At 71.4% G+C, this 12,824-nt stretch carries 11 protein-coding genes and 1 pseudogene; 7 read left to right on the top strand and 5 right to left on the bottom strand.

Translation table 11 applies throughout. From position 1 onward, the window contains the following. The first annotated feature begins 14 nt into the window (after window positions 1-14). Window positions 15-1,448, top strand: a complete 1,434-nt coding sequence (locus tag ACYQ0U_RS19535; RefSeq protein WP_459975554.1) for a gamma-aminobutyraldehyde dehydrogenase — start codon at window positions 15-17, stop codon at window positions 1,446-1,448. A 120-nt stretch (window positions 1,449-1,568) separates the two neighbouring features. Then, window positions 1,569-2,795, top strand: a complete 1,227-nt coding sequence (locus ACYQ0U_RS19530; RefSeq protein ID WP_459975553.1) for a saccharopine dehydrogenase family protein — start codon at window positions 1,569-1,571, stop codon at window positions 2,793-2,795. Here ACYQ0U_RS19530 and ACYQ0U_RS19525 read toward each other — a convergent pair. Beyond that, the gene (locus ACYQ0U_RS19525; protein ID WP_459975552.1) at window positions 2,792-3,355 is read right to left on the bottom strand and encodes a hypothetical protein; all 564 of its coding nucleotides are present in this window, start codon (window positions 3,353-3,355) and stop codon (window positions 2,792-2,794) included. The genes ACYQ0U_RS19530 and ACYQ0U_RS19525 overlap by 4 nt on opposite strands. 29 nt (window positions 3,356-3,384) lie before the next feature. On the opposite strand from ACYQ0U_RS19525, the gene ACYQ0U_RS19520 reads away from it, so the two are divergent. Continuing rightward, complete coding sequence (locus ACYQ0U_RS19520) at window positions 3,385-3,510, top strand: hypothetical protein (protein WP_459975551.1); 126 nt, start codon at window positions 3,385-3,387, stop codon at window positions 3,508-3,510. Here the strand turns inward: ACYQ0U_RS19520 and ACYQ0U_RS19515 are convergent. From ACYQ0U_RS19515 to gabT, 3 genes and pseudogenes are all read right to left on the bottom strand, one after another. Next, window positions 3,489-4,265, bottom strand: a pseudogene (locus ACYQ0U_RS19515) (KAP family P-loop NTPase fold protein); the annotation flags it as partial. The gene ACYQ0U_RS19520 and the pseudogene ACYQ0U_RS19515 overlap by 22 nt on opposite strands. A 150-nt stretch (window positions 4,266-4,415) precedes the next feature. Next, window positions 4,416-5,672: a cation:proton antiporter gene (locus ACYQ0U_RS19510; protein WP_459975550.1), complete on the bottom strand. Its 1,257-nt coding sequence runs from the start codon at window positions 5,670-5,672 to the stop codon at window positions 4,416-4,418. A 29-nt stretch (window positions 5,673-5,701) separates the two neighbouring features. Beyond that, a complete protein-coding gene (gene gabT / locus ACYQ0U_RS19505) occupies window positions 5,702-7,021 on the bottom strand; it encodes a 4-aminobutyrate--2-oxoglutarate transaminase (RefSeq protein ID WP_459975549.1) in 1,320 nt (439 codons plus the stop codon). A gap of 31 nt (window positions 7,022-7,052) precedes the next feature. Here gabT and ACYQ0U_RS19500 point away from each other — a divergent pair, with 31 nt between their 5' ends. The 3 genes from ACYQ0U_RS19500 to ispG are packed head-to-tail and all read left to right on the top strand — an operon-like array spanning window position 7,053 to window position 10,682. Next, window positions 7,053-8,162, top strand: coding sequence for a 1-deoxy-D-xylulose-5-phosphate reductoisomerase (locus ACYQ0U_RS19500; RefSeq protein WP_459975548.1), 1,110 nt, complete (start codon window positions 7,053-7,055; stop codon window positions 8,160-8,162). Next, entirely contained in the window at window positions 8,159-9,520 is a 1,362-nt protein-coding gene (locus ACYQ0U_RS19495) for a M50 family metallopeptidase (protein ID WP_459975547.1), read from the top strand. The genes ACYQ0U_RS19500 and ACYQ0U_RS19495 overlap by 4 nt, the downstream gene beginning before the upstream one ends. A 10-nt stretch (window positions 9,521-9,530) precedes the next feature. After that, a complete protein-coding gene (ispG, locus tag ACYQ0U_RS19490) occupies window positions 9,531-10,682 on the top strand; it encodes a flavodoxin-dependent (E)-4-hydroxy-3-methylbut-2-enyl-diphosphate synthase (RefSeq protein ID WP_459975546.1) in 1,152 nt (383 codons plus the stop codon). On the opposite strand, the gene ACYQ0U_RS19485 is transcribed toward ispG, so the two are convergent. Next, window positions 10,669-11,610 carry a hypothetical protein gene (locus ACYQ0U_RS19485; RefSeq protein ID WP_459975545.1) on the bottom strand — a complete coding sequence of 314 codons (942 nt, stop codon included), beginning with the start codon at window positions 11,608-11,610 and terminating at the stop codon, window positions 10,669-10,671. The genes ispG and ACYQ0U_RS19485 overlap by 14 nt on opposite strands. Before the next feature lie 163 nt (window positions 11,611-11,773). Between ACYQ0U_RS19485 and ACYQ0U_RS19480 the strand changes: the two genes are divergently transcribed. Next, the gene (locus ACYQ0U_RS19480) at window positions 11,774-12,619 is read left to right on the top strand and encodes a GNAT family N-acetyltransferase (protein WP_459975544.1); all 846 of its coding nucleotides are present in this window, start codon (window positions 11,774-11,776) and stop codon (window positions 12,617-12,619) included. Window positions 12,620-12,824 lie beyond the last annotated feature (205 nt).

Here is a 12,824-nt window from a genome sequence, read left to right as displayed (position 1 = left end):
CTAGGCTCCGGGGCATGGCCGACCAGACCTTCAAGAACGTCATCAACGGCGAGCTCGTCGACAGCGCGTCGGGCGAGACCTACGACGTCATCGACCCGACCACCGGTGAGGTGTACGCGCAGGCCCCCAAGTCGGGCGAGGTCGACGTCGACCGGGCCTACGCCGCGGCCGACGCCGCGTTCGAGGGTTGGGGCTACGCGACTCCCCAGGACCGCTCGAACGCCCTGCTGAGGCTCGCGAGCGCGATCGAGGAGCGCGCGGAGGAGATCAACGCCGTCGAGTGCAGGGACACCGGCAAGCCGGTCCAGCTCACGATGGACGAGGAGATGCCGTACGCCTCCGACCACTTCAAGTTCTTCGCCGGCGCCGCCCGCCTGCTCGAGGGCAAGGCGGCCGGGGAGTACATGGCCGACCACACCTCCTGGGTGCGCCGCGAGCCGATCGGCGTCGTCGGCCAGGTGACGCCGTGGAACTACCCGCTGATGATGATGATCTGGAAGATCGCGCCGGCGCTGGCGGCCGGCAACACCGTGGTGCTCAAGCCGAGCGACACCACGCCGGCGAGCTCGACGCTGCTCGCCGAGATCGCCCAGGAGTTCCTGCCGCCGGGCGTGCTCAACGTGGTGTGCGGCGACCGCGACACCGGCCGCGCGCTGGTGTCGCACAAGACCCCGCAGATGGTGGCGATCACCGGCTCGGTCCGGGCCGGCATGCAGGTCGCCGAGGCGGCCTCGCACGACCTCAAGCGCGTCCACCTCGAGCTGGGCGGCAAGGCCCCGGTGGTCGTCTTCGACGACGCCGACGTCGCCAAGGCCGCCGAGGGCATCGCGGGCGCTGGCCTGTTCAACGCCGGCCAGGACTGCACCGCCGCCACCCGCGTGCTGGTGCAGGCGGGCATCCACGACGAGTTCGTCGCCGCTCTCGCCGAGGCCGCGAAGGGCATGCCCACCGGTGACCCGGCGGACGAGGACACCTACTACGGCCCTCTCAACAACGCCAACCAGCTGGCCCACGTCTCCGGCATGGTCGACCGGCTGCCGGACCACGCGACGGTCGTGACCGGCGGGACCCGTCAGGGCGAGCGCGGCTACTTCTACGAGCCGACCGTGCTCTCCGGCCTCCAGCAGACCGACGAGCAGATCCAGACCGAGATCTTCGGCCCGGTCATGACCGTGCAGAGGTTCACCGACGAGGCGCAGGCCCTCAGCTGGGCCAACGACGTGCAGTACGGCCTCGCGTCGAGCGTCTGGACCAAGGACCACGCCCGCGCCCTGCGGATGTCGCGCAAGCTCGACTTCGGCGCGGTGTGGATCAACACCCACATCCCGTTCGTCTCCGAGATGCCGCACGGCGGCTTCAAGCACTCCGGCTACGGCAAGGACCTGTCGATGTACGGCCTTGAGGACTACACCCGCATCAAGCACGTCATGTCCTACATCGGCGAGTAGACGCCGTGAAACGCGGCACCTGGCGGCGTTGTCGTCGCTCGACGGCCCGCTCCGCTCAAAGGCCGCCTTCGCTCCTCCGCCTTGCCATGCACCACGTTTGACGACGTCCAAGGAGACAACGTGAGGATCCTGCTCGTCGGCGCCGGGGGCGTCGGCTCGGCCTTCGCCGCGATCGCCGCGCGCCGCGACTTCTTCGAGACGATCGTCGTGGCCGACTACTCGCTGGAGCGCGCCGAGAAGGCCGCCGCCGCCGACGGCCGGTACGCCGCCGCGCAGATCGACGCCTCGTCGGCCGACGCCGTCGCGGACCTCTGCCGCGAGCACCGCATCACCCATGTGATGAACGCCGTCGACCCGGTGTTCAACATGCCGATCTTCGACGGCGCGTTCCACGCGGGCGCGGACTACCTCGACATGGCGATGTCCCTGTCGAAGCCGCACCCCACGGCGCCGTACGAGAAGACGGGCGTGAAGCTCGGCGACGAGCAGTTCGCCGTGGCGGGGGACTGGGAGTCCGCCGGCCGCCTGGCGCTCGTCGGCATCGGCGTCGAGCCCGGGCTGTCCGACGTGTTCGCGCGGTACGCCGCCGACCACCTGTTCAGCGAGATCGACGAGCTCGGCACCCGGGACGGCGCCAACCTGGTCGTCACCGACGACGACGGCAACGAGATCTTCGCGCCGTCGTTCTCGATGTGGACCACGATCGAGGAGTGCCTGAACCCGCCGGTGATCTGGGCTGGCGACGGATCCGGGGCGGGCGACTGGCACACGACGCCGCCGTTCTCGGAGCCGGAGGTCTTCGACTTCCCCGAGGGCATCGGGCCGGTCGAGTGCGTGAACGTCGAGCACGAGGAGGTGCTCCTCATGCCGCGCTGGATCGACTGCAAGCGCGCGACGTTCAAGTACGGCCTGGGCGACGAGTTCATCAACATCCTCAAGGTGCTGCACACGCTCGGTCTCGACTCGACCGAGAAGGTGCGCGTGAAGGGCGTCGAGGTCTCACCACGCGACGTGGTCGCCGCAGTGCTCCCGGACCCGGCCACGGTCGGCCCGCGGATGAAGGGCAAGACCTGCGCGGGCCTCTGGGTCACCGGCAAGGGCAAGGACGGCCAGGAGCGGTCGACGTACTTCTACCACGTGGTCGACAACGAGTGGACCATGCGCGAGTACGGCCACCAGTGCGTCGTCTGGCAGACGGCCATCAACCCCGTCGTCGCCCTCGAGCTCCTGTCGCGCGGCACGTGGGGAGGCGCCGGCGTTCTGGGCCCGGAGGCGTTCGACGCGGTGCCGTTCCTCGACCTGCTGACGGAGTACGGCAGCCCGTGGGGGATGCAGGAGGTCGGCTAGCTGGCGTAGGCGCCGAGGTTCGACTGCCGGCGCAGCTCGCGCAGCTCGGCCTCGATCGCCCCGATCAGCGTGCGGAACCGCTCGGCGTGGTCGGCCCGCTCGTCCGCGACGAGGTCGGTCTGGGAGAGCAGACCCTCGAGCTCCCGGGCCTGGCGGCTCAGCCGCGGCTGGTCGGTCCGCCGGTGGATCAGCTCGGTCAGCCGGGAGGCCTCCGCCGAGACGTCGCGGAGGCTGTCGGCCGACCCGGTCTCCCGCCAGGCCTCGACGACCACCCGCAGCCGGTTGAGCGTCGCCTGGGCGTCGAGGACCATCGGGTCCGTGGACCGGGACGACTCGGCGGCCGAGACGTAGGACACGAGCTGGTCGTCGTGGAGCAGGTCGGCGGCCGGGCCGCGGAGGTACGCCGCCAGCCGGGTCGGCATCGGCAGGGACCGCCCGGTCAGCCAGACCTGGTCCTGGGCCGCCTCGGACTCCACCGCGGTGCGGAGCGTCCGTTGGAACACGGTGGGATCGGCAGCGAGCTCGTCGTAGAAGTCGCGCCAGTCCGGGCGGAAGCTCATGATCTGGAGGGCGAGCACGACCCGCGGCGGTGAAGTCGTCGATCTGCCCGGCCGCCAGCGCCCCCGAGCCGACCACGGCCGAGCAGAAGTCGCGCAGCTGGTCGGTGCCGACGCGGGGGAGCGCGAACGGGACCTGGAAGATCTTCTTCAGGTAGTCGATGCCGGACACGGGCACCGCGTCGGTCGTCGGAGCACCGACGGCGTACTTCTGTGCGACGACCCTCTCGGCCACGGCCTGGTCGAGACCGACGACGAAGACGCAGCCCTGGACGTCGAAGAACAGCTTCATCGACTCCAGCACGTCGAGGGCGTTCGCCGGCAGGCACCGGTCCAGGTCGTCCACGAAGATCACCATGCGGCGCGTCCCACCCTCGCTGAAGTCCTCGATCGCCTCGCGCAGCATGAGGAACGCGGAGTGGTAGAAGGACAGCGCCTCCACGCCCGGGTCCTGGTCGCGCAGCTCCTGCATCACCTTGCCGGGGTCCAGCTGCACCTCGACACCCGGCACCTTCGCGGACAGCGTGAGGCCGGCGAGGAAGGCCCGCCCCGCCCGGCACAGCTTGCCCGCGGCCTGCCGCGCGGGACCGGTGCCCTGGCCCTGCGCGGCCCGGGCCTCGAGCGCCTCGCGCAGGACGTCGATCAGGGGCACGATCAGGTGCGGCTCCCGCTCGTAGCGCCAGGCCGTGAACCATGCGGTGACCACGGAGGGGTCCTGGGCGAGCAGCCGCTCGATCTGCCGCATGAGGGTCGTCTTGCCGGTGCCCCACGACCCGAAGATCCCGATCGCGAACTCCGGCGTGCTGTTGCGGACGATGTCGCTCAACGCGACGGCGTACTCCTGGAACCCGAGGTCGGGGGCCGCGGCCGGATCGTCGATGAGGACTCGGAAGCCCGAGAAGTCCGATGCCACGCAAACCTCCTCGATCGCGGCCCGACGAACACCGGTCTACTCCGAGTACCTGCCGCCGGCAACGGCAAAGTTGGGGGGTTCTGCGTGCCGCCAGGCGCCGGTGGTGAACGTCGTGGCCGCGGTGCTGATGACGCCGTTCCAGGCGGGTGGCTACCGGCTCACCGCGAGCCGCTGCATGACCGGCGCGGCCAGCACGCCGTGGACGAACACCGAGAGCACGATCGTGAACGACACCGTCGACCAGAGCCAGTCCGAGCCGAACTCGGGGGCGTGGCCCGCGGCGTAGGCGAGGTAGTAGACCGAGCCGACGCCGCGGACGCCGAAGAACGCGATCGCCCAGCGCTCGCGGCGCTCGAGGTCCGACCCCCAGGACAGGCCGAGGTAGCCGGCCAGCGGCCGGATCACCACCACCAGGGCGACCCCGAGAGCCACCCCGCGCCAGTCGAGGCTGGCCAGCAGGCCGCGGGTGACCGCGATGCCGAGCACGAGCAGCACGAAGAGCGTCAGCAACCGCTCGAGCCGCTCGGCGACCTCGTGCATGGCCGCGTGGTAGTTGTGCGCGCGCTCGGCGGAGCGGAAGGTCATCGCGCAGGCGAACACCGCGAGGAAGCCGTACCCGCCGACGATCTCGCCGACGCCGTACGCCGTGACGAGAGCCGCCAGCGCCATCAGCGACTCCCCGCGCTCGGCCACGCGGAGCGAGGGGCTGCTCGACCGGAACGCCGCATAGGCGAGCACCCGGCCCACGACGATGCCGGCGGCGACGCCCAGGAGGATCTTGCCGACGAGATACCAGCCGACCCACTCGAGCGCCCACCCGGAGACGGCACCCTCGGTCGCGAGCAGGATCGCGGCGTACACGAACGGGAAGGCCAGGCCGTCGTTGAGCCCGGCCTCGGAGGTCAGGGTGAACCGGACCTCGTCGTCCTCGTCGACCTCGTGGTCACCGGTCTGCGGGCCGGCGACCTGGACGTCGGAGGCGAGCACGGGGTCGGTCGGGGCGAGCGCGGCGCCGAGTAGCAGTGCGACGGCCGCACTCGCGCCGGCCCACCAGCCGAGCAGCGCGACCGCCGCGATGCACAGCGGCATCGAGACGCCGAGCAGCAGCCAGGTCGCGCGCCAGCGGGCCCACGAGCGACGGCGGCGCAGCTCGAGCGGCCGGTCGATCGCGAGCCCGACGCCCATGAGCGCCACGATCACGACCAGCTCGGTGACGTGCTCGATGGTCGCGCGGTTCTCCTGCGGGTCCAGCGGCAGGCCGTCGGGCAGGGGAGTGAGGCCGATGAGCAGGCCCACCACCACGAGCACCATCGGCGCCGAGACCGCCCACCGGTCGAGCAGCGCGGGCAGGACGACCGCCAGCAGGAGAGTCGCCCCGGCCACGAGGTAGACGAGGTCGGCGGTCACCGGGCAGCGGTACCCGGGTCAGTCGGAGGTCACGCCGTCGCGGCGAACCCCTCCGCGACCACGTCGAAGGCCTCCTCGAGCAGGTCGTCGCCGATCGACAGCGGCGGCAGGAAGCGGAAGACGTTGCCCCAGGTGCCGCAGGTGAGCGTGACGACGCCGTTCTGGTGGCAGTACGCCGACACGGCGGCCGTGCGCACCGGGTCGGGCTCGGTCGTGCCGGGCCGGCACAGCTCGATGGCCATCATCGCGCCGCGGCCGCGGATGTCCGCGACCACGTCGTGCTCGGCGGCGAGCTTCTCCAGGCGGGTGCGCATCCTCGCGCCGATCTCCCGGGCGCGGCCGGCCAGGTCGTGCTCCTTCATCTCCTCGATCGCCCCGAGCGCCGCGGCGCAGGCGATCGGGTTGCCGCCGTAGGTGCCGCCCAGGCCGCCGGAGTGGACGGTGTCCATCAGCTCGGCGCGGCCGGTGACGCCCGCGAGCGGGAGGCCGCCCGCGATGCCCTTGGCGGTGGTGATGAGGTCGGGGACCACGCCCTCGTGGTCGCTGGCGAACCAGTCGCCGGTGCGGCAGAAGCCGGACTGGATCTCGTCGGCGATGAAGACGACGCCGTTCTCCCGGGCCCAGGCGGCGATCGCCGGCAGGAAGCCCGGCGCCGGGACGATGAACCCGCCCTCGCCCAGGACCGGCTCGATCACGACGCAGGCGAGGTTCTGCACGCCGACCTGCTTGTCGAGCACGTCGATCGTCCGGGCCGCGGCCTCGGCGCCGGACAGGCCGTCGCGCAGCGGGTAGGACAGCGGCGCGCGGTAGACCTCGCCGGCGAACGGGCCGAAGCCGTTCTTGTACGGCATGTTCTTGGCCGTCATCGCCATCGTGAGGTTCGTGCGGCCGTGGTAGGCGTGGTCGAAGACCGCGACCGCGTCCTTGCCGGTCGCCACGCGGGCGATCTTCACCGCGTTCTCGACGGCCTCGGCGCCGGAGTTGAAGAGCGCGCTCTTCTTCGCGTGGTCACCGGGGGTGAGCTCGGCCAGCGCCGCGCACACGTCCACGTAGCCGTCGTACGGCGTGACCATGAAGCAGGTGTGCGTGAACGCGTCGACCTGTGCGTGCACGTTGCGGGCCACCGCGGGCGCCGAGTTGCCGACCGTCGTCACCGCGATGCCGGAGCCGAGGTCGATGAGGTGGTTGCCGTCGACGTCGACGAGCACGCCGCCACCCGCCTGCACGACGAACACCGGCAGGGTCGTGCCGACCCCGTCGGCGACGTGGGCCTTCTTGCGGTCCAGCCGCTCGAGCGAGCCCGGGCCGGGGATGGCGGTGACCAGACGGCGTTCCTGCGCGATGCTCATGAGTGGAGCGTAGTGCGGGAGGATGGGGAGCGTGAGAGGCCCGATCAGAGACATCGTCATCCTCGGCAGCACCGGCTCCATCGGCACCCAGGCGCTGGACATCGTCCGGGCCAACCCGGACCGGTTCCGGGTGGTCGCGCTGACCGCCGGCGGGTCGAACCCGGACCTGTTCCGGCGGCAGGTCGAGGAGTTCGCGCCGACGTACTCCGACCTGTTCTGGGGCCTCGGCGAGGACGCCTCGGTGGAGGCCGCGTCGCGGCCCTGCGATGTCGTCCTCAACGGCATCACCGGCGCCGTCGGCCTGCGCCCGACCCTCGCCGCGCTCGACGCCGGCAACACGCTCGCGCTGGCCAACAAGGAGTCGCTGATCATGGGCGGGCCGCTCGTGCTCGAGCGGTCCAAGCCGGGTCAGATCGTGCCGGTCGACTCCGAGCACAGTGCGCTGGCGCAGTGCCTGCGCGGCGGCTCGCCCGACGAGGTACGCCGGCTCGTGCTGACCGCGAGCGGCGGGCCGTTCCGCGGCCGCAGCCTTGAGGACCTCGCCGGCGTCACGGTCGAGGAGGCCCTGGCGCACCCGACCTGGGACATGGGCCCGGTCGTCACCATCAACTCCGCGACGCTGGTGAACAAGGGCCTGGAGGTGATCGAGGCGCACCTGCTGTTCGGCATCCCGTTCGACCGGATCGAGGTCGTGGTGCACCCGACGAGCGTCGTGCACTCGATGGTGGAGTTCGTGGACGGCTCGACGCTCGTGCAGGCGAGCCCGCCGACCATGCTCATCCCGATCGCGCTCGGCCTGGCCTGGCCGGAGCGGGTGCCCGACACCGCGCCGCCGGTCGACTGGACCCGCCCGGAGACGTGGGAGTTCTTCCCGCTCGACGACGAGGCGTTCCCGGCGGTCGCGCTGGCGCGGGCCGCCGGAGAGCGCGGCGGCACCGCCCCGGCGGTCTACAACGCGGCGAACGAGGAGTGCGTCGAGGCCTTCCGCGCCGGCCGGCTCGACTTCGTCGCGATCGTGCCCACGGTTCAGGCCGTTCTCAGCCGCCACGACGTACCCTCTGAGGTGACGGTCGAGGACATCCTCGGCGCCGACGCCTGGGCCCGCGAGGAGGCCCGCCGCCTGATCGAGGGAAGCAAGTGAGCGCTCTGTTCTACACGCTCGGCGTGGCGATCTTCGTGATCGCCATCCTGGCCTCGATCGGCCTGCACGAGCTCGGCCACATGATCCCGGCGAAGAAGTTCGGCGGGAAGGTCACCCAGTACTTCATCGGCTTCGGCCCCACGGTCTGGAGCAAGCAGAAGGGCGAGACCGAGTACGGCGTCAAGGCGATCCCGCTCGGGGGCTACGTCAAGATCGTCGGGATGCTGCCGCCGGGCGCGACCGACCTGGCCGACGAGGTCACCTACGACGCACAGGGCAACCAGGTCGTCCGGGTCCGCAAGTCCAACACCGGGCTCTTCACCCAGCTGATCTCCGACGCCCGCGCGGCGGAGTGGGAGACGATCCAGCCCGAGGACTCCGACCGCCTCTTCTACAAGATGGCGTGGTGGAAGAAGGTCATCGTGATGGCCGGCGGGCCCACGGTGAACGTGCTCATCGCGTTCTTCCTGTTCTGGACGATCTTCGCGACCTACGGCGAGCGCACCCTCGAGCCGGAGGCCGGGCAGCCGGTGATCGACGAGGTCTCGCAGTGCGTGATCCCCTACGTCGACGGCCGGACCGTCTGCCGCGACAGCGACCCGGTCAGCCCCGCCGCCGAGGCGGGGCTCGAGCCCGGCGACGTGATCACGTCGTTCAACGGCACCGCGATCTCGAGCTGGGACCAGCTGCGCTCGCTCATCCGCGGCAACGACGACGGCGCGGCCGTCATCGGCTACGAGCGCGACGGCCAGCAGCTCACCGGCACCACGAGCACCACCGTCGAGGCGCGGCCCGAGTCCGCCACCGACCAGACGCTGACGCAGGTCGGTTTCCTCGGCGTCACGCCGACCACGGTCGAGGTCGTGACGACCGGCGGCCCGATCTACACGCTCGAGCGGATGGGCACGATGACCGTCGACACGGTCCAGGCGCTCGCCACCCTGCCCGTGAAGGTCTGGGGTGTCGCGAAGGCGATCGTCGGCGTGGAGGAGCGCGCCCAGGACAGCCCGGTGAGCATCGTCGGCGGCAGCCGGATCGCCGGCGAGGCGGCCGCCCACGAGACGTTCCCGTTCCAGGAGAAGGTCGTCTTCCTGGTGCTGCTCATCGCGAGCTTCAACCTCTTCATCGGCCTGTTCAACTTCATCCCGCTGCTGCCGCTGGACGGCGGCCACATCGCGGGCGCGCTCTGGGAGGCGCTGCGCCGCGGGTTCGCCCGGCTGCGCGGGCGACCCGACCCCGGGTACGTCGACGTGGCCAAGCTGCTGCCGATCGCCTACTGCGTCGCCGGTGTGCTCCTCGTCATGGGCCTGGTGCTGATCGTCGGGGACCTCGTCGTACCCCTCCACCTCGACGCCTAGGATCGACGGCATGACCGAGATCAGCCTGGGCATGCCCGCGGCCCCGCCCCCGGTGCTCGCGCCACGCCGCAAGACCCGCCAGATCCAGGTGGGCAAGGTCGGCGTCGGCAGCGACCACCCGATCTCGGTGCAGTCGATGACGACCACGCTGACCGCGGACGTCAACAGGACGCTCCAGCAGATCGCCGAGCTGACGGCGTCCGGCTGCGACATCGTGCGCGTGGCCTGCCCGAGCCAGGACGACGCCGAGGCCCTGCCCGCGATCGCGCAGCACTCGCAGATCCCGGTGATCGCCGACATCCACTTCCAGCCGAAGTACGTCTTCGCCGCGATCGACGCCGGCTGCGCCGCCGTCCGCGTGAACCCCGGCAACATCCGGCAGTTCGACGACCAGGTCAAGGAGATCGCCGCGGCCGCGAAGGACCGCGGCACCTCGATCCGGATCGGCGTCAACGCCGGGTCCCTCGACAAGCGGCTGCTGGAGAAGTACGGCAAGGCCACCCCCGAGGCGCTCGTCGAGTCGGCCGTGTGGGAGGCCAGCCTCTTCGAGGAGCACGACTTCCACGACTTCAAGATCTCGGTGAAGCACAACGACCCGGTCGTGATGGTGCGCGCCTACGAGATGCTCGCCGAGCGCGGCGACTGGCCGCTGCACCTCGGCGTCACCGAGGCCGGCCCGGCGTTCCAGGGCACGATCAAGTCCGCGACCGCCTTCGGTGCGCTGCTCTCGCGGGGCATCGGCGACACCATCCGGGTCTCGCTCTCGGCGCCTCCGGTGGAGGAGGTCAAGGTCGGGCTCCAGATCCTGGAGTCCCTCAACCTCCGTCCCCGCCGGCTCGAGATCGTCTCCTGTCCCTCGTGCGGTCGCGCCCAGGTCGACGTCTACAAGCTCGCCGACGAGGTGACCGCCGGCCTCGAGGGCATGGAGGTCCCGCTGCGCGTCGCGGTCATGGGCTGCGTGGTCAACGGCCCGGGCGAGGCCCGCGAGGCCGACCTCGGCGTCGCCTCCGGCAACGGCAAGGGCCAGATCTTCGTCAAGGGCGAGGTCATCAAGACCGTGCCCGAGTCGCAGATCGTGGAGACCCTCATCGAGGAGGCCATGCGGATCGCCGAGGGCATGGAGTCCGTCGAGGGCGCGAGCGCCTCGGTCACGGTCTCCTGACCGACTTCCGGACCGCCGACGCCCGCTCGCAGTCGGCGACCACGCACCGCACCACCGCGACGCGCGACCTGGTGTGGGCCTCCGTCAGCAGGGCCTGCTCGGTCTCCCACGTGGTCGAGCTGAAGTAGTACGACGTGTAGGTCGCGATCTTCCGGCCGCCCTTCGTCCGGCGCGCGACGATCTCGCTGGGGCCGAGCCCGTCGGAGAGCAGGTAGACCGTGACCATCTTCTTGCCACTCGGGGAGAAGGCGATCGGCATGTCCTCGCAGGAGCGCCACAGCACGACGCGCGGCCGGCTCAGCCGCGACACCACCGTGCAGCCTCCCTCGTAGGGGTCGCCGGTGAGCGTCGCGAGGCGGTCGGCGCCGATGTCGGCGGTGCCACCACCACGCTTGACGATCGTCCTGGTGGCGCCGGACCGGTAGCTCCACCACAGCGTCCGCTCCGGCGCCGTGCCGGTCAGGACGGCCCGGCCGTCCTCGGCGTCGAGCACACCGACGTACCCGCTGAAGCGGCCGCGGCTGACGTCGTCTCCGGTCTCGGCGTCGACCACCCGGATCATCGTGCGCCGCTGGACGATGCGGCTGATCAGCAGGTCCTCGCCGTCGCCGGTCAGCTGCGGGTCGGCCGCGTTGCCGTACCGCGTGATCTGCTCGGTCGAGCCGTCCGTGCTGACGCGGAGGATGTGGGGGTACGACGCGACGACGTACTCGTCCCCGGACGGGCCGAGCAGGTACGCCGGCTCGTCCAGCTCGATCCGGGTGTCGCCGTCGACGATGGTGCGGTCGCCGGCCATCCGCGGCACGGTGCTGTCCTCACCCCGCTCGAGCTGGCCGGGCTTGACGTCGATGGTCGGGGCGGGTGCGGCGAGGGCGGGAGCGGCGACCAGCGCGGCGAGCGCGGCCCCGACAGCGAGAGCGGTCTTCATGTCTTCTCTGATGCCTTCCGGACCGGAATGGTTGTCACTTGCTGGGCGACGGGAGTGCCTCCCGCACGGTGTCAGCGGCGGCCCCGATGGGAACTGCGCGGACATGACGACGAGGGCGGACAAAGTACCGAGCCACTGTCGCGGTCCAGCGTAGGCTCGCCCCGTGCTCACGACCCGTCACGGCGTCCGCCCGCTCGGCGCGGCGGACCTCGACGCGTTCCTGGAGCTCGCCCGGCGCGATCCCGTCGTGAACGTCTTCGCCGACTACCGCGCCACCACGACCAACCTCGAGCCGCGCTGGCTCGGTGGCGAGATGTGGGGCCGGTTCGAGAACGGCGTGCTCGCCTCGGCATGCCACGTCGGCGCGAACCTGGTCCCGGTCGAGGCCTCGATCGACGACGCGGCGGCGTACGCCGAGCGCGCGCTCGCCCGGGGCCGCACGGTGTCGACGATCGTGGGGCCGCAGCACGCGGTCATCTCGTTCTGGAACGGCGTCGCCGACGCGTGGGGCGAGCCGCGCGAGACCCGGTGGCAGCAGCCCCACCTCGAGATCGCCGAGCGCCCGCTGGTCGCCGCCGACCAGGCCGTGCGGCGGTCGACCCGCGCGGACATGGACGCGCTCTACCCGGCCTGCGTGGCGATGTACACCGAGGAGGTCGGGATCTCGCCGGAGTACGGCGGGGGAGCGGACCTCTACCGCGCCCGGGTCACCCAGCTGGTCAGCCGGGGCTGGTCGTTCGCGCGATACGACGAGGGCCGGCTGGTCTTCAAGGCCGAGGTCGCCTGCGCGACGCCGTACGCCGCCCAGATCCAGGGGGTCTACGTGCCGCCCGAGGACCGCGGCCGCGGGCTCGCCACCGCGGGCATGGCCGCGGTGGTCAACATCGTGCGCCGCGAGATCGCTCCCGTGGTCTCGCTCTACGTCAACGACTGGAACACGCCCGCGCGCCTGGTCTACGAGAAGGTCGGCTTCCGCGAGACCGCCCGCTTCTCGACCGTGATGTTCTGACGCCCCGCGGCCAGCGGTGACCTGGCCACCGTCTGCGCGCGAGAAACGGTGGCTCAGTCACCGCCGGCCGGCGCCACTCGCCGCGCCGCCACCTTCGCCCGGCTTCAGCGTCGGGTCCCGATGATCGGCTGGGCCTCCGCGCGGGGCGTTCTCCACAGGGCTGGGGCGCCCGGTTTCGCTCGAACGCGTCGCGGGGAATGATCGG

It is taken from the genome of Nocardioides pyridinolyticus (genome assembly GCF_054653575.1).
Note: the sequence above shows the minus strand (reverse complement) of the source record. Positions and strands in the feature narration are given on the sequence as shown.

What these genes read in the sequence shown, in the direction of transcription:
- ACYQ0U_RS19535 (WP_459975554.1), top strand. Translation starts at nt 15, where the DNA reads ATGGCCGACCAGACCTTCAAGAACGTCATCAACGGCGAGCTCGTCGAC.
- ACYQ0U_RS19525 (WP_459975552.1), bottom strand. Translation starts at nt 3,355, where the DNA reads ATGAGCTTCCGCCCGGACTGGCGCGACTTCTACGACGAGCTCGCTGCC.
- gabT (WP_459975549.1), bottom strand. Translation starts at nt 7,021, where the DNA reads ATGAGCATCGCGCAGGAACGCCGTCTGGTCACCGCCATCCCCGGCCCG.
- ispG (WP_459975546.1), top strand. Translation starts at nt 9,531, where the DNA reads ATGACCGAGATCAGCCTGGGCATGCCCGCGGCCCCGCCCCCGGTGCTC.
- ACYQ0U_RS19485 (WP_459975545.1), bottom strand. Translation starts at nt 11,610, where the DNA reads ATGAAGACCGCTCTCGCTGTCGGGGCCGCGCTCGCCGCGCTGGTCGCC.